This window comes from Microcystis sp. M083S1 (assembly GCF_020246405.1).
In the GTDB taxonomy this organism is placed as follows: domain Bacteria; phylum Cyanobacteriota; class Cyanobacteriia; order Cyanobacteriales; family Microcystaceae; genus Microcystis; species Microcystis aeruginosa_C.
In genome coordinates, this window is sequence record NZ_JADBTB010000006.1 from 1 (window position 1) to 17,248 (window position 17,248).

At 43.3% G+C, this 17,248-nt stretch carries 13 protein-coding genes; 5 read left to right on the forward strand and 8 right to left on the reverse strand.

All coding sequences use genetic code 11. From position 1 onward, the window contains the following. Positions 1-211: 211 nt before the first annotated feature. Both typA and IM450_RS00370 read right to left on the reverse strand, forming a co-directional pair. Positions 212-2,005: a translational GTPase TypA gene (typA, locus tag IM450_RS00365; RefSeq protein ID WP_002803668.1), complete on the reverse strand. Its 1,794-nt coding sequence runs from the start codon at positions 2,003-2,005 to the stop codon at positions 212-214. 151 nt (positions 2,006-2,156) lie between these two features. Next, a complete protein-coding gene (locus IM450_RS00370) occupies positions 2,157-2,861 on the reverse strand; it encodes a DUF1997 domain-containing protein (RefSeq protein ID WP_287671402.1) in 705 nt (234 codons plus the stop codon). Between the two features lie 123 nt (positions 2,862-2,984). On the opposite strand from IM450_RS00370, the gene IM450_RS00375 reads away from it, so the two are divergent. Then, the gene (locus IM450_RS00375) at positions 2,985-3,644 is read left to right on the forward strand and encodes an SDR family oxidoreductase (RefSeq protein WP_287671404.1); all 660 of its coding nucleotides are present in this window, start codon (positions 2,985-2,987) and stop codon (positions 3,642-3,644) included. A 277-nt stretch (positions 3,645-3,921) separates the two neighbouring features. Here IM450_RS00375 and IM450_RS00380 read toward each other — a convergent pair whose 3' ends face one another. Continuing rightward, complete coding sequence (locus IM450_RS00380; RefSeq protein ID WP_287671406.1) at positions 3,922-4,485, reverse strand: Uma2 family endonuclease; 564 nt, start codon at positions 4,483-4,485, stop codon at positions 3,922-3,924. Between the two features lie 204 nt (positions 4,486-4,689). Here IM450_RS00380 and IM450_RS00385 point away from each other — a divergent pair, with 204 nt between their 5' ends. Further along, positions 4,690-4,926: an ATP-binding protein gene (locus tag IM450_RS00385; protein WP_287671408.1), complete on the forward strand. Its 237-nt coding sequence runs from the start codon at positions 4,690-4,692 to the stop codon at positions 4,924-4,926. Between the two features lie 59 nt (positions 4,927-4,985). Here IM450_RS00385 and IM450_RS00390 read toward each other — a convergent pair whose 3' ends face one another. From IM450_RS00390 to IM450_RS00400, 3 genes are all read right to left on the reverse strand, one after another. Beyond that, positions 4,986-5,288: a hypothetical protein gene (locus IM450_RS00390; protein WP_287671410.1), complete on the reverse strand. Its 303-nt coding sequence runs from the start codon at positions 5,286-5,288 to the stop codon at positions 4,986-4,988. A 170-nt stretch (positions 5,289-5,458) separates the two neighbouring features. Beyond that, the gene (locus IM450_RS00395; protein ID WP_002801205.1) at positions 5,459-6,151 is read right to left on the reverse strand and encodes a response regulator transcription factor; all 693 of its coding nucleotides are present in this window, start codon (positions 6,149-6,151) and stop codon (positions 5,459-5,461) included. 24 nt (positions 6,152-6,175) lie between these two features. Further along, positions 6,176-7,384, reverse strand: coding sequence for an RNA-guided endonuclease InsQ/TnpB family protein (locus IM450_RS00400; RefSeq protein ID WP_287671412.1), 1,209 nt, complete (start codon positions 7,382-7,384; stop codon positions 6,176-6,178). A gap of 242 nt (positions 7,385-7,626) precedes the next feature. On the opposite strand from IM450_RS00400, the gene IM450_RS00405 reads away from it, so the two are divergent. From IM450_RS00405 to IM450_RS00415, 3 genes are all read left to right on the forward strand, one after another. After that, on the forward strand, positions 7,627-8,991 hold the full coding sequence (locus IM450_RS00405) for a sensor histidine kinase (protein ID WP_287671414.1): 1,365 nt from the start codon (positions 7,627-7,629) through the stop codon (positions 8,989-8,991). Between the two features lie 510 nt (positions 8,992-9,501). After that, positions 9,502-9,903 (forward strand): photosystem II protein Psb27, encoded by a 402-nt coding sequence (gene psb27, locus IM450_RS00410; protein WP_012265509.1) that lies wholly within the window; start codon positions 9,502-9,504, stop codon positions 9,901-9,903. Positions 9,904-10,078: 175 nt separating this feature from the next. Continuing rightward, positions 10,079-12,448 carry an endonuclease MutS2 gene (locus IM450_RS00415; RefSeq protein WP_287671417.1) on the forward strand — a complete coding sequence of 790 codons (2,370 nt, stop codon included), beginning with the start codon at positions 10,079-10,081 and terminating at the stop codon, positions 12,446-12,448. A 608-nt stretch (positions 12,449-13,056) separates the two neighbouring features. On the opposite strand, the gene IM450_RS00420 is transcribed toward IM450_RS00415, so the two are convergent. Next, positions 13,057-16,161, reverse strand: a complete 3,105-nt coding sequence (locus IM450_RS00420; protein ID WP_287671419.1) for an efflux RND transporter permease subunit — start codon at positions 16,159-16,161, stop codon at positions 13,057-13,059. Between the two features lie 130 nt (positions 16,162-16,291). Next, complete coding sequence (locus tag IM450_RS00425) at positions 16,292-16,969, reverse strand: C40 family peptidase (protein WP_287671421.1); 678 nt, start codon at positions 16,967-16,969, stop codon at positions 16,292-16,294. Positions 16,970-17,248: the final 279 nt, after the last annotated feature.

Here is a 17,248-nt window from a genome sequence, read left to right on the forward strand (position 1 = left end):
TGAAATGGGGCGAAAGTCTGTGGACTCTGTGTAAGACAGTACATGGTTTTTTAACTGTGGTATGCGACGGTGGTGGAAGCAGAAACTTAAATCGTGAGGTTTAGGAATCGCCGCACTTTTAGGGCGGCGAGGATGTCAACTTCGAGCCATTGCTGCCCCTTTTAGCGGCAATGGCCATGGCAAAATTGCCGCCGGATTTTGTCAAAACCGATTAACGTTTGGCTAACTTTTTCACCGGTAATTTACGCAGACGGATCGATTTCGGGGTAATTTCTACCAACTCATCTGGTCCAATGTATTCGAGGGCGCGTTCGAGACTCATATCCACGGGGGATTGTAACTGAACCAATTCATCCCCGGTGGCGGAACGATGGTTAGTTAACTGTTTAGTTTTGCAGATATTGATCTCCACGTCCTGGGGCCGGTTGCTTTCGCCGATAATCATGTTTTTATACACTCTTGTCCCAGGAGTAATAAAGAATACCCCCCGGTCCTCGGCGTTTTTGAGGGCGTAGAAAGTGGCCACTCCTTCCTCAAAGGCAGTAATCACGCCATTGTAACGGGTGGCTAATTCCCCGGAGAAAGGACGATATTCGAGGAAACTATGGTTCATAATCCCCTCACCGCGACTCAGACGGATAAATTCGCCCCGGAAACCGATTAAACCCCGGGCCGGAATCACGAATTCCAATTGAGTACGGCCATTGCTGCCCGTCTGCATATCCTGCATTTCCCCTTTCCGTTGGCCGAGACGTTCGATACTGGAACCCACCGCTTCTTCGGGTACATCTAAAACTAGGTATTCGTAGGGTTCGCAGGGTTGACCGTTAATTTCCCGATAGATAACTTGCGGCTGCGATACTTGGAATTCGTAGCCTTCCCGACGCATAGTTTCGATGAGAATGCCTAAATGCAGTTCTCCCCGGCCCGAAACCAGGAATTTCTCGGCGGAATCACTTTCTTCCACCCGTAGGGCGACGTTAGTTTCTAATTCTCGCATCAGACGATCGCGAATTTGCCGCGAGGTGACAAAAGTGCCTTCCTGACCGGCGAAGGGAGAATCGTTCACCGAGAAGGTCATTTGTAGGGTCGGTTCATCGACTTTAATTAGGGGTAAAGCTTGCGGGTCATCGGCTAAAGTTACGGTTTCTCCGATGTTAGCGTCGGCAAAACCAGCCACAGCAACGATATTACCGGCGCTGGCCTCGTTTAGTTCCACCCGTTTAAGACCTTCAAAACCAAGAAGTTTTGTTATTTTACCCTTGACAACCGCGCCCGTATCCTTTACTAAAGCAGCCTGTTGACCGGCTTTAATTACGCCGTTATGGATGCGGCCGATAACGATGCGTCCTAAGTATTCCGAGTAATCGAGGGTGGTTACTTGCAGCTGTAGGGGTTTGTTAACGTCCCCGGCCGGTGGTGGAACGTGGTGTAAAATCGCCTCAAACAGGGGCTGCATATCTTTGTCTTCGTCTTCGAGGCTTTCTTTGGCGAATCCTTGCATCCCGGAAGCGAACAGAGTAGTAAAATCACATTGGTCGTCATCGGCGCCCAGTTCCACAAACAGATCGAAAACTTTGTCCACGGCTAGGTTAGGATCCACGTTAGGGCGATCGATTTTATTAACCACGACAATCGGTCTTAATCCCTTTTCTAGGGCTTTTTTCAGCACAAAACGCGTCTGGGGCATCGGCCCTTCGTTAGCATCGACAATCAGGATACAACCGTCCACCATACCTAAAACCCGTTCCACTTCGCCACCAAAGTCGGCGTGACCGGGAGTATCGACGATGTTAATCAGGGTGTTTTGGTAACGAACGGCGGTGTTTTTGGCCAGAATGGTGATACCGCGTTCTCTTTCGAGGTCATTGGAATCCATGACGCAGGTGGGTACATCTTCCCCTTCTCGAAAGATTCCCGACTGTTTGAGGAGTGCATCGACGAGGGTGGTTTTCCCGTGGTCAACGTGAGCAATGATAGCAACGTTACGGATAGGCAGAGACATAAAATATTGAAGTAGTCTTAGGTTTATTTTTACAAGTAAACATTTCTTAAAATTCTAGCTTAGACTGACCAGCACCGTTAGCAAATCTTTATTTTTCCTTGGTTTCCCATCAGCAAGCTCTACTGATTACTGTTGACAGACTCCCCAAACCCTAAGCAAGCAACCCACCCTCGGATGAGTCGAGACGATAGAAAAGACGACTGGAGGCAGGGGGTAGGGGTAAATTGAAGCTAGAGTGAAAATCCTCTTGAACTTTGTAGGTTAAGCGGGGGGAAACTTGGCGAACAATTTGTGTCAACAGTTTATCACCGGTTTTTTGGAGAATGGAACGGGGAATTTTATGAATAAACTTGGGAAACTTAACCATAACATCCATACGCAGTTCCCAGGTGACTTGGGTGATAACCGCCGGAATATCCCGTCCCTGTTGTCGAAAAATTGCCTCAATTTCCCGACTAGGAGAAGATAGCGGCATTTCCTCTAGTTTCATAATTGCCTGATAATCCACTAGATAGCCCAAAAACGGTTGATCGGGAATGGGAACACTACGAGTATGATAGACTCCATTGACGGGCAGCTCCAGAACCACAGCGATTTTCGGCTCCAGTTCATAGCCAAAAGCTCCATATTTACCGATGGTGATAATATAACCATTGTCACCGAAGGGCAGAGTTTTCATCGGTTCGGCACAACGACAAAACCAACCTTCGTGAGCGCCCAGATAATCGGCAACCTTGTCCTGATTGCTATACATATCCATACATCCGGCAAAATGGGTTTGAAAACCGAGAAATTGATTGTCTTCTTTGACTTCTACAGATTCGAGAGCTAGGGAGTTAATGGGGGGACGCTGCATGACTTAAAACCTGGAAAATGATAGTGCTAGAAACAGTTGGGGATTAACTGCCAAAGGATCAGGGAAATTTGTAGAATCGAGATTAGTGTAACGTATTGTTAAAAACTATTAGGTCAAGAAGCGATGAAAGCATTTGTAGCAGGAGCCACGGGGGAAACGGGACGGAGAATCGTTGCCCAATTAGTCGAACGTCAGATTCCCGTACGCGCTTTGGTGAGAAACCCAGAGAAAGCGGCAGAAATTTTGCCAGCAGGGGTGGAAATCGTCGTCGGAGATGTCCAACAGGCCGATAAGTTAGAGGCACTCATCGCTGATTGTAGCGTTTTGCTATGCGCCACGGGAGCCAGACCGAGCTTTAATCCCACGGAACCTTTGTTAGTGGATTACTTGGGAACTAAAAATCTCATCGATGCCGCAAAAAAGAAAGGAATCGAGCATTTTGTTCTCGTTACTTCCCTCTGTGTATCGAACTTTTTCCACCCCCTCAATCTCTTTTGGTTAATTTTATTCTGGAAAAAACAAGCGGAAGACTATTTAATCAATAGTGGACTAACCTACACGATTGTGCGCCCCGGAGGCCTCAAAAACGATGATAATCTTAATGCCATTAAAATGTCATCCGCCGATACCCTTTCTGAGGGCAGTATTCCCCGCACAAAAGTGGCCTCGGTTTGCGTAGAATCCTTATTTTATCCCGCCGCTAACAATAAAATTCTCGAAATTGTTGCCCCCTCAGACGCACCCAATCTCGATTGGCCACAGTTGTTTCAAAGTGTCGGCTAAACAGTGAACAGTAATCAGTGATCAGTAATCAGTGATCAGTAATCAGTGAACTGATAACTCAAATCTGGAAACTAAAAACTCATATCTGATAACTCATATCTGATAACTGATAAGTAGGTATGCGTTAAAAATTATCAGATGCCCCCCTTATTAAGGGGGATCCCCCCGCCTATCGGCACCCCCCTTATCAAGGGGGGCAGGGGGGATCGAACCTAAAATCCATTTTTAATTTAATTATAACCAGCTACTTAACTGATAACTGGTAACTGATAATCCGTTAACCTCTTAACCAGTCAAATAATTGACCGAGGGTGATTTGAAAATTCGTCGCAAAAGCGGGGACGGGTAAAAGAGCATTTTCTGATTCAAAAATAGCGATAGTTCGATCACTAAAATAAACAAAGATAATTTCTTCTTCTGGATCGATTAACCACCCCATTTGAGTGCCGTGATCCAGACAATAAAGAATATTTTTAACAACTTTAGTCTGATTTTGATCGGGAGAGAGAATTTCAATTAACCAGTCAGGAGCGATCGCAAAATTATTTAATACTTTTCCCTCGCCATCGCGGGGAATATTTTCCCAGAGAAAAACTGAAACATCAGGAACTAGAGAACGACTGCCAAAAGTACAACGCAATTCAGGATAGGCACGGGCAATTCGTTGGGGTTTTAGACTGGCGTTAATAGCTGGAACTAAATCACCTTGAATAGTGCTATGTTTACCTTGGGGCATCGGTTTAGGAATAATTTGACCGTCAATAAATTCCTTGCGGGGTTTAGTTTCTGGTAATTGCAGAAATTCCCTTAGTGTCAGGGAATTATTAACAGTGACAACCATAAAATTTTTTTATTGATCGCTATGATCGTTAATTTTATCGCAATTTCTCAAAGCAGAGAAGATCCAAACAGTTATACAGGGCTGGCTGAATAAATCTAAAAACCTTGTTGGGTAAGACTTTTAGATCTTTTGTCAATCAAAAAGTACTGGCTCTGGGAGTGATCGGGGGGAAATTTAGGCACTTTTTCCCTGAAAATTAGGTAATTGGCCACCTCAAAACTGGTAAAACCCCACACCCCACACCCCACACCCCACACCCTGCCACCACCGAAAAACTTTTTGCCGCAAACCCTATATAAAAATGTCCGTCACATCGCTGGGACAGGGTTGGGTTTGGTGGTGGTGCAGAAATGCGTGGAACTACACGGTAGCTCGATCGAAATTGCTATTATCCCCAGTAATGGAACCACTGTCACGATTCTATTACCGAAACTGGCCTGAAAATCAATAAATCGGAGCGAGAATCATTCTCAATCAGGGGAAAACTTCCGGGGAAGAAATTAGGAAACACCACCCAGACGGGCATATTCTAAAATTGACTGGCTAAGAGCATCGCGATCATCGCGGCTGAGATAATAATTCCGGCCGCCGATATCATTGAGAAATCGCAGTAGGGCAAGACAAGCGGACTCTAGATCCGCTCTGCGTCGGGCAGCCGCTAAAGCTTGTTCAGAGGTGGCATAAACTAGGCAATCGCTAATTCCTTCCCTGCCATCCACTCGCCAACATTGAAAAGAATAACCCTGCATTTCTAGGATCAATTCAATCTGCCAGCCGTGATAGTCAAGTCGCGTATAAATCATCTCAAGCAGCCCCGTTTAGGAGAGGAAAGTCACAGGTTTGACCGCTCTGATTGTCTAGAAGTCCTGCACCTGTCTAACTTTCTAATTTAACGGGTGATTATGGAAACCCTCTGCAAACTTCGTGCAGATTCCGTGCAGAAATGATTTTGTCTACTGTCCCAAGGCAGATATTACTTTAAACGATAACCAAGACCGTGAACGGTTTCAATAAAGTCTTCCGGCGCACCGAGGGATTTTAGCTTGTGACGAAGACCGCGAATATGGGAAGTAACGGTTTCCTCGGCTGGAGAATCGTCCAAAGACCAAACTCGCTCAATAATACCCGATCGACTTAAGACCCGGCGCCCATGGGTAACAAGTAATTCTAAGAGAGCGAATTCCTTGGGGGTGAGGGAAAGAAATTGACCGTTATAACTGGCCTCGTGGGTACTGGGATTTAACTGCAAACCCCCCCAAGATAATAAAACACTGCTGGTGCTGCTGCCGCGTCGGATCAAGGCCCGAATCCGCGCCATTAATTCGCCCAAATCGAAGGGTTTAGTGACATAATCATCGGCCCCTGCGTCTAATCCGTCGATTTTATCGATTACCGTATCCCTTGCGGTTAATAATAAAACGGGAACGGTGGCATTAGCAGAGACGGGATGATGGGATTCCGCTCGTCGCAGACGTTGACAGAGCAAAGTTCCGCTTAATTTGGGCAGGGTGACATCAAGAACTAAAAGGTCATATTTGCCTAATTCTAGCCAATTCCAGCCTTCTTCTCCGTCTCTAGCCACATCGACAACGTATTGTCGCTCGCTCAACGCCTCTCGCAAAATCTCGGCTAGTTGCATATCATCTTCTACTACTAAAATTCGCATGGTCTAGACTTGACACTCCCGCCGTCAAGCTGACGCTGTGACGGGGGATTCTTGATTCACAGAAACCCGCTTTTCGGTACAAGTACCAACGAGTCTTACAGTTTCTCCCCAAGCTTGAAATTCCGACTGTCCATCGGTATTTGTTGACAGTATTCTCATACCTTCTTCCCTTACATTCTTGGCGGCGTTTTCATCTCTATCGTGCTGCGTCTTACATTCTGGACAAATCCATTCACGAATACTGAGAGTCAATAAATCATTTTTAAATCCACAGCAAGAACAGAGTTTTGTACTCGGATAAAACCTGTCAACTTCTACAAGTTTTCCTCCCTCTCTTTTTAGCTTGTAGTCCAAGAAATTAAGCAACATACCAAAACCAGCGTCATGTATTGATTTGGCTAATTTAGTCCTTGCTAACCCTTTAATATTCAGATTCTCGGCTACAACGATTTGGTTTTCATCGCATAACTTTCTGGAGAGTTTATGAAGAAAATCCTGTCTAGTATTTGCTATCTTTTCGTGAACCTTGGCTACCTCCTTAATGGCTTTTTGGCGATTATTAGACCCCTTGGCTTTACGAGACAATGCTTGTTGTCTCCGCTTTAAACGTTTAGCATATTTTCTGGTAGGTTTGATTGGGTCAATCTTGTAGGTTGTTTCACCATCAAAAACCGTAACTAAAGAAGATAAACCTAGGTCTATCCCTGATATTTTTAGTTTTTCAATGGTTGTTGAGTCATCCATCTCAAACAAGATGGCAGCAAAATATTTATCTGTACTGGTTTTAGAAACAGTTACGGATTTAATCTTACCATTTATTACTTGAGAAATCTTAGCTTTTACAACCCCTAATTTAGGTAGCTTAATTCCCTTATTTCTAATTGAACAACTTTCAGGATAACGGATTGATTGTTTTTTGTTCTTACTTTTAAATTTAGGGAATTTTGTTCTTTTTGAGAAGAAGTTCTTAAAAGCAGATTCTAAGTTTTTCAATGATTGCTGCAAGGTAGCGGCAGTAGCCTCAGCTAACCATTCAAAATCCAGTTGTTTCTTGAGTTGGGTAAGGTCTTTTGCCATGTCACAGTAGGTCATTCCTTTACCAGTCTCTAGGTACTGATTGTTAGTTTTATTTAAGTAGTAATTCCAAACAAAACGGACGCAACCAAAGTTTTTAGCTAAGGCTAGTTCCTGTTTTTTGTTTGGGTATATTCTCACTTTTAAAACATTTAACATCAGCCTGACCCATCTGTGTTATCTTTCCACTATAACACTTACCGCTTAAATATGTCAAGCTCATACATACCTTGAGAATCAAGCCTTTCCTTATTAGGAAACGCTGTCGCGTTAGTTTAGATTCTGGGGGCAATTCATCTCCCGTTAATTTCTGGTATATTTTTAATTAAGGAGAAATTTAACGGGAGTCCTCTTGCTCCATTTAGATAGAGTAAGCTGGAAATAGCTTCGGTTTGCTGCTGATGAATTGGCTCAAACAAGGAAAATGGATCGCGGGAGGTTTCGGGCTAACTGTCTTATTGATGGGAACTATTAGCCTAGTTTCCTATCGCAATACCCTCGCTCTGCGTCAGCGCGCTGCCGAGGTGGAAGTTACCTACGAGATCATCGATAATCTCAGTAATCTTTACGCTAACATGGCGGTGGCCGAATCGGGAAGACGGGGTTATATCAAAACTGGCAGCCCCAGTGAATTGGGCCGTCATCGTCGGGCGATCGCTTTGATGCAATCTAACTGGCAACTCTTGGCTAAACAATTAGAAAACGGCACGGATTTCGAGCGGGAAATGGTGACTCAGATCGGGGATTTAATGTATCGGCGAATTACTTTATTTAATCAATCGATCGCTACCTATAAATCCGATCGATCCGATGATATTTCTCAAGATGCAATCACGGTTAAAAGTGTCGAAGTCCGGGATAAGTTTCAAAATCTTCTTACCTATTTACAAGCTAGTCAGAAAAGGAATTTAAGAAGTAGTATCGCTAGTTCTAGGGATAGTATTAGCGAAAATTCTCTGTTGGGTTTACTGGGAACTTTTACTAGCTTTGGGATTATTTGCGGAGTTTATTTTTTAGTTTTTTGGCAAGAGAAACGGCGACAAAAAAGTGATGAAATTCACCGGTTATTACTACAGGAAAAAGAACTTTCCGATCTAAAAATTCAGCTTTTTTCTATGATATCCCATGAGTTCCGAACTCCTTTAACCGTAATTCTTTCTGCCTCGCAGTTATTAGAAAATGGCTTAAAAGATGCAGAGCAGTCGAGCAGAAAAAACCTATATAGAATCCAGTCTTCTGTCAAGCTAATGAATCAATTCTTAACAGATATTTTGATTTTAACAAGGGCAGAATCTGGTAATCTCAGTTGTCGGCTAGAGCCGCTCGATATTGAAGCTTTTTGTTTAAATTTGGTCGAGGATTTTCAATTTATCAATAAAAATAATACGCCGATTAAATTTGTCAGTCAGGGATTGATGATCCGTCCTTATCTAGATGAGAAACTGCTCTACTCGATTTTAAGTAATTTACTCTTAAATGCGATTAAATATTCCCCCACGGGAGCAGGGATTAGTTTGATTTTGGGGAAAGATAGCGATCGCATTGTTTTTCAAGTCCGGGATCACGGGATCGGCATTGCCGAGGAAGATAGAGGTAAGATCTATGAACCCTTTTATCGGGGTCAGAATGTGGAAAATATTATCGGCACGGGATTGGGGTTAGCAGTGGTTAAAAAATGCGTCGAACTCCACCGTGGCGAAATCACCCTAGATAGCCAAGTGGGTGAGGGAACAAGCTTTACCGTCAAACTGCCCATTTCACCCTAGTTCCAGCTTGAGCGGCCAAAAGATTACAAAATGTAACTTTCTTTCTTTCGAAGGGGGACGAAAGCAACGAAGAATTTTTAAGTAAGTAGTTATAATTAAATTGAAGATAGATTTTGCCTCTGATCCCCCCTGCCCCCCTTGATAAGGGGGGTGCCGATAGGCGGGGGGATCCCCCCTGCCCCCCTTGATAAGGGGGGTGTCTGACAACTTTTAACACCTACCTACTTATCTTCTAGATTAATCGATCGCAAGATCCAATCTCGATCGACCCTGAAACCGCCACCAGTGCCTGATTGCAGCCCGAATTAGCCCAGAATCAACCCCGAGGGAGTTGATGGCATCGCAACTTTTAGGCAAAAATAGGGCTTTTGCCGCCAAAAAAGCCTATATTTTGGCTCTTTGCCCCCTGTTTGACCCCTGATTTTTGCAGCCAGTTGACTCTCCTGGTGAACTGGTCACGGTTTCCTGATAGGATAAGGTGACTTGGGATTAACTTATGGTGTTGAAAATATGTCTCTAAAACCTTACATTTCTCGCTTATTAGCTTTGGTTCTCGTCCTGGTCATCGGATTGATGGGTTGTTCTAGTAGTTCGGGGTTAACGGGCAATTATGGAAAAGATACCCTGACGGTGATTGAAAGTTTAACCACAGCCCTTGATTTAGTCAAAGATGACCCGAATAAAGCGGCAGTTGAGTCGCAAGCAAAGGAACAAATCAACGATTACATCTCCCTCTACCGACGAGATAAAAAATCCGGGGGTTTGCGTTCTTTCACTACTATGCAAACAGCTTTAAACTCTCTAGCTGGTTATTATACCGCCTACGGTTCCCGTCCCATCCCCGACAAACTCAAACAACGTTTAAAACAAGAATTTAAACAGGTGCAATTCTCTCTCCAGAAAGGAATTTAGATACAGATTAGGGGTTGGGTGTTAGGGTTTTGGGGGGTTAAGGTTTTGGGGTATTAGTTGAAATCCCCCCATCTCCCCACACCCCACACCCCACACCCCACACCCCACTCCTGTAAAAATCAGGCCAAATCTGGTTAGACTAGAAATACAAAGCGTATTATAAAAAACTACAAAATTGATTCAAGACGAAACCCTAGAATTATTGGAATGGCCGCGGCTATGTCAACACCTAGCTACTTTTGCAGCGACTAAACTAGGTGCGATCGCGATTCGTCAATTGCCATTACCAGAAAGCAAAGAGGAAAGTTTAAACCTACTCTGCCAAACCAAAGAAGTTTATAGCTTAGAACAAAAATTAGATAGTCGTCTTTCCTTTGATGGGATTAGCGACATCGGTGATGCCCTAGAAAGGGCGCATCTGGGGGGTTTATTATCGGGACAGGAACTTTTAAATATTGCCACGACTTTAGCGGGAGTGCGACGTTTACGCCGTTTAATTGACGAACAGGAAGATATACCAGTTTTAAAAGAGTTAGTAGCGGAAATTCGCACCTATCCAGAGATAGAACAGGAAATACACCGTTGTATCGATGAAGATGGCCGCATATCTGATCGCGCTAGTCCCCAATTACGCGAAATTCGGGGACAAATGAAGGTGATTAGAGAGCGAATTTACCGAAAATTACAGGATATCATGCAAAAACAGGGCGGTGCTATCCAAGAAGCGGTGATTACCCAAAGAAGCGAGCGCTGGGTGATTCCCGTCAAAGCAGCGCAAAAAGAGCAAATACCCGGGATAATTCACGATACTTCCAGCACAGGGGCGACTTTTTACATTGAACCTCACTCTATCATTGACCAAGGCAATCAACTGCGGCAATATCGTCGTCTGGAACAAATCGAAGAAGAAAAAATCCTGCGGCAGTTAAGTAATACAATCGCCGAAGCCTTTGAGGACTTAGAATATTTACTAGCGATCGCTACTAGGCTCGATCTGGCCACCGCCAGGGCCCGTTACAGTTTATGGTTAGAGGGTAATCCCCCCCACTTTATCGATGGTTCGGAAACGATTACTTTACGGAATTTGCGTCATCCTTTGCTCTGGTGGCAAAAACACCATGAACAGGGGGGGGAGGTCATACCAATAAATGTGCAGATTACCCCAGAAATTCGCGTTGTTGCCATCACCGGACCAAATACCGGCGGAAAAACCGTTACTTTAAAAACCCTCGGATTAGCGGCTTTAATGGCGAAAGCGGGCTTGTTTATTCCAGCGCGGGAACCGGTAGAGATACCCTGGTTCGATCAGGTTTTAGCCGATATCGGGGATGAACAGTCTTTACAACAGAGTTTATCGACTTTTTCGGGTCACATTCGCCGGATTGTCCGCATTTTAGCGGCTTTAAATTCTCGTTCCTTGGTTTTACTCGATGAGGTGGGAGCAGGTACGGATCCGGCCGAGGGAAGTCCTTTAGCGATCGCTATTTTACAATACCTCGCCGATCATAGTTTACTGACGGTGGCTACCACTCACTACGGGGAATTAAAAGCGTTAAAGTATCGAGATTCTCGCTTTGAAAATGCCTCGGTAGAGTTTGATGATCGCACTCTTTCCCCCACTTATCGACTATTATGGGGCATTCCGGGCCGTTCTAATGCTTTAACTATTGCCCAGCGTTTGGGATTAAGTGCCGAAATTGTGGCCGAAGCGAGAAATCATCTGGGGGGGTTATCGGAGGAGATAAATCAAGTAATTGCTGGTTTGGAAGCGCAAAGACGGGAACAGGAGTCAAAAGCTCAAGAAGCTAGTCAATTACTCCAACAAACGGAGAAATTTTATACAGAGGTGTCCACGCGGGCCAATTCTCTACAGGAGAGAGAGCGAGAATTAAAGCGTTATCAGGAGCAGGAGATACAAAAGGCTTTATTATCGGCAAAAGCAGAGATTAATGATGTTATTCGTCGATTGCAAGCGGGAACAAAAACCGGTAGAGATGCCCAAAAAGCCACAGAGGAGTTAACTGCGATCGCAGAAAGGTTATTACCAAAAACGGAAAAAACTAAGGTTAATTATCGTCCGCAAGTGGGGGAAAGGGTACGCTTGCCTAATTTGGGACAAACTGCCGAAGTTTTAGCAATTTCACCAGAATCAGAGGAGATTTCCCTGCGTTTCGGTATGATGAAGATGACCCTACCCTTAGACCAGATTGAGTCTTTGGATGGTCAAAAAGTGGAAACTGTGCCAAAACCTGCCAAAAATTTGCCCCAAACTCCCACAAAACCCCAGGAGACTCCTTTAATTCGTACTTCTAATAATACCGTCGATATTCGCGGTTCCAGGGTGGCAGAGTCAGAAACGGATATCGAACAGGCGATCACCCGCGCCAACCCATCGGGCATATTATGGATTATTCACGGTAAAGGTACGGGGAAATTGCGTCAAGGTGTTCACGATTTTTTATCCCGTCATCCCCAGGTAAAACGCTTTCAATTAGCACCCCAAAATGAGGGCGGTTCGGGGGTAACTATCGCTTATTTAACTTAGGGTTTGCGGCAAAAAGTTTTTTGTCGGGTTAGAAGCCAGGAGATAGGGTGATAGGGTGATGGGGTTTTAGGGTTTTAGAGTTTTAGTTGAAATTCCCCACTTCCCCACTTCATAATTCATAATTCATAATTCATAATTCATACTTTGTGGTTTTTGTCAAAAAAACTTTTTTTTTGCAATAAAACTACACAAAAAAAAGATCATCGTTGTGGGTGAAATTGACTGATTTACCCGTCTTAATTAGGATCACCTTCTAGGTGTGGCAAGGGTTTCAGCCATTGCTGCCTAAAAAAGCACAGAATAACCCATTATGAAATTCTATCAAATCGCTGTAACCATTACAACATCGTTGTTAAATAAAAATCTTTCTCAATTAATTCTTAAGAATTTATAAATATTGCGGAATGTTAATTTAAATATTCTCAAGTTTTTGGAGTTAATCAATAATTTTTGCTTATCTTTAGCCAACATTGGGTGAGAAGTCAGGAGTCAGAAGTCAGGAGTCAGGAGTCAGGAGTCAGGAGTCAGGAGTCAGGAGTCAGGAGACTTTTTTTATCCCACTTCATAATTCATAATTCATAATTCATAATTCATAATTCCCAAGAAGATTATTTTCTGGAGAATAAAACGTAAAAACAGGGAATAATAAACAGAGTTAACAGAGTTGCTAAAGACAAACCCGAAAAAACGACAATTCCTAAAGGTTGCAGGAATTCTCCCCCCTCTCCCAATCCTAAAGCGAGGGGAAATAAACCTAAAACCGTGGTCACGGTAGTCATTAAAATCGGTCGTAAACGTTGGGGAGCGGCCTTTAAAATGGCTTGTAGTCGAGTAAAACCGAATTCTTGCCGCAATTGATTGGCTAATTCCACCATAATAATCCCGTTATTAACCACAATCCCCACCAATAACACCACCCCGACGATGACAATGGCATTAATCGGGGTTTTGGTCAAATATAGTCCAAAAATTCCCCCCGCTAGGGCCAAAGGAACGGTTAACATAATCACCAAAGGGTCTATGAGTGAGTTATACTGCACGGCCATGACCACAAAGACTAAAAATACCGATAAACCCGCTAATAAACCCAAAGAACCCTGAATTTCTTGATTAGACGTGGCAGCAGCACTGGGTAAAATGCTGATACCATCGGGTAAGGGAGTAGCGTTTAAAACCGATTGTACTCCCGCGAGTGCGTCACTTAATTTCGCTCCCTCGACCAAACTGCCGATAATAATAAAAACTTGACGCTGATTAATTCTCTGGATGACTCCGGGGGTTTTTCCCCCTTCAATCCTAGCTATATCTGCTAATTTTAAGTCTTCTTGTCTATTGACAAAAATAGGTATTTGTGATATGTCACTAATTTTTTGCCGCGAGTTGGGGTCTAATTGCACCCGGATATCGATTAATCTTTCTCCCCGTTGCAGTTGGGTGGGGATCGATCCTTGAATAGCGGTCCGTAGCGTTTGTCCCACTTCCAGGGTACTCAATCCCAAACTATTTAAGCGGGTCCAATCGGGTTTAATCTGAATTTCTGGTTGTCTGGGGTCAGCATCGGCACGAAAACGCGCACTAGGTACTTTTTCATCGAGAATACCGAGGATTTCTTCACCAGCTTGCTCTAGAGTTTTCCCATCTCGTCCCTGTAACATCACATCCACATCGGCACCGACGGAGGGAGAGTTATTAAGAATAATACCGCGCACTTGACCGGGGGTGAGACGCAAACGCACGTTAACGAGGTTTAATTGCTCTAGTGCTTTGCTCATGCGTTCGATATAGGCTTCTGTATTAGTGCCTTTTTTGAGACTAATCGTACTAGAAGCACGCAAAATATTTTCATTGGTAGTTGTGCCAAAAAGAGAACCGCCACTGGTAGTAAAAACATACTCAGTTTCCGGCTGTGATAATAAAATCTTTTCTACTTCCCGCATCACCTGACGGTTAGTATTTAAATTGGTACCCGGGGGAAATTGAGCAAAAACGTTCACCTGTCCGGTTTGAATACGACTAAAGACTTCCTGGGGGATATATTGCCAGAGATAGAAACTACTTCCCCCTAAAATTAAAAAGGCCAGCAGGATAACAGGTATTCTGTAGTGGAGGATTTTAGCTAAAAAACGACCGTAGAGGATGGTTAAACCTTCTATACGTTGACTAAAGACTTTTAAGAGCCAAAACCGATGGATACCACTAGAAACCCGCATATTTAACAAACGACTGGCCAACATGGGAACAACGGTTAACGCACACAGCAGAGAAGCAGCCACAGCAAAACTGATAGTGAGGATAATCTCGTTAAACAGCAGGGAAATAAAACCACCCAGTAGTAAAAATGGCAGGATAGAAACGAGATTAGTCGCAGTGGAAGCCACTAAAGCAGATTCTACCTCTTGGCTGCTATTCCGGGCAATTTCTAAAAAATCTCGCTTATTTTGGTTTTGATTAACTTTGAGGGCAATATTTTCCAGCATGACAATGGAATTATCCACCACGATGCCCACCCCTAGGGCCAATCCTCCCAAACTAAACACATTTATCGATAACCCGAATAACTTCATACAGATAATTGCGACGAGGGTAGAAAGAGGAATCGCTAGGGTAATGATAAAAGTCTGTCGTAGGGAACCGAGAAAGACGAATACAGTCAATCCTGCTAGAATTGTCCCCGCTAGTCCCGACGAAACCACGTTATTAACCGCGTTTTGGATAAATACAGACTCATCGGTAGTGGTGACGACTTGTATTCCCCCGGTCATTAACCCGGATTTTTTTAATTCTGTAATGCGTTTTTTGACCCCTTCTACCACAGCAATCGTGTTCGCATTCGGTTGTTTTTGGACGCTAACCCTGACGGCATTTTTTCCATTTAGGGTGACAAAAATTCTTTGTTCTTCTGTCCCATCGATAACTCTGGCCACATCCCGCAGATAGATTTTTTCTTCGGGATTATTACTATCGGTCAGTGCTAAATCTTGAATATCCGCTACGTTTTTAAATTTCCCCACCGCACGGGTTAAAGGTTCCCCGGTTTCTCCCTGTAGTCGGCCCCCAGAGATGTCCTGATTGCGTCTTTTTAGGGTGTCTAAAACCTGATTTAATCCCACTCCTAAAAATTGTAATCGCTGCAGGTCAATATTAACTTGAATTTCTTCTCTAACTCCCCCAATCACATCCACCACTGCCACTCCTTCCACAAACCCTAATTCTCTCCCTAATTCTTCATCGGCAAATAATCTTAAATCTTTTAGGGGTAGGGTATCAGAAACGAGAGCAAATTCATAGACGGGTAAACGAGAGGGTTCAAATTTATTTAAGCGCGGTTCCTCAATAATATCGGGTAAATTTTGTCGGACACGATTAAAACTTTCGGTAGCTTCGTTTAAAGCGACATTTAAATCTCCCCCCGGTTGAAAAAATAAATCTACTCGCATCCTTCCCTCGCGAGTTTCTGAATAAACTTGCACTACTCCCTCGGTGGCACTCATTCCTTCTTCTAGGGGTTTAGTTACTTCTTCGAGAATAACTTCTGGGGACACTCCCGGGACATTCATCCTTAAACTAATGCGGGGATAAGTGATAGAAGGAAGCAAATCTACTTGTAAACGATTTAGAAAAAAAAGACCGATGATGATAACTGCTATAGTTAACGTCAATACTCCTATGTGACGACGAATTGATAGACCGCTTAGGGAGATGTTTTCTGACATGATTACCTATGGGGGAGAGTGAGGAGACAGGAGTTAGGAGTTAGGAGTCAGGAGTCAGGAGATTATTTTTATCTATTCTTCCCACTTCATAATTCATAATTCATAATTCATAATTACCACTGATAACTGATTAATTGTGCATAACTCGACCGAAACTCCATAATTTTTGATAATAATGACGACTGATGCTATCCTGATCATCAGTAAGTAGATTTATAGCGATACCATTGTTACCTGTTTCTTTGCCTGAACTGTGGATATATTGATTATTCCCTAGATATAAAGCCACATGATTAACTCTTTTATCACCAAAAAAAATTAAATCTCCTGGGAGTAATTTCTCTCGGTTTATTTTTTGACAAAAAGCCTCCTGTTGATAGGAATCCCTCGGCAACCAAATGCCAAAGCTGGCAAAAGCGGCCTGGATTAATCCTGAACAATCGTAATTAGGTGCAAGGGTTCCACCCCAGAGATAATGATTGGTACGGTTCCTTGCTTCCTGAGTAAAAGTGATAATATCAGGAATATGTTTTTCTATGTCTGAACGAGTTAGAGGAATTTTTTGATAAGCTGTGGTGGCCACCGCAATTGCATCTAAATCTTCTCCGCATAACCAAGCTAAATAATTATCCTCCCTTAGCTGAATTTGTAGCCCTTTTTCGGTAATTTCTAGGGAAATAAATTTTAATTGTCTTCCCCGTTTTGCTTGGGTAGCTAACTCTTGACAACTGGGAGAATTGTAGAGATTTAAGTCTCTTTTACAGAGATATTCCTGGGTGGATGATGGGGGAATAGAGATAATTTTCATAAAAAATAGATCAGAATTATATTGACAAAAACAAATGCCCAACTAGCCAAAAGCGAAGGGATAAAAACAACGAGAATAACCTTAGTTCTGTCATCTTCAAGTTTCCACCTCTCTTAATTCTTGGCCACAGAGATAATCTATAGCGTTTTCAAATAAGACATGAAAAAGCATCGTAATTGTGGAGATTAGGAAAAGTAAATAGTTTAAGGTTGATTAAAAGATTAAATATCTTCTTCATAATCCCAAAATTTTTACAGAAACGGTAGCATCTCCTTACCA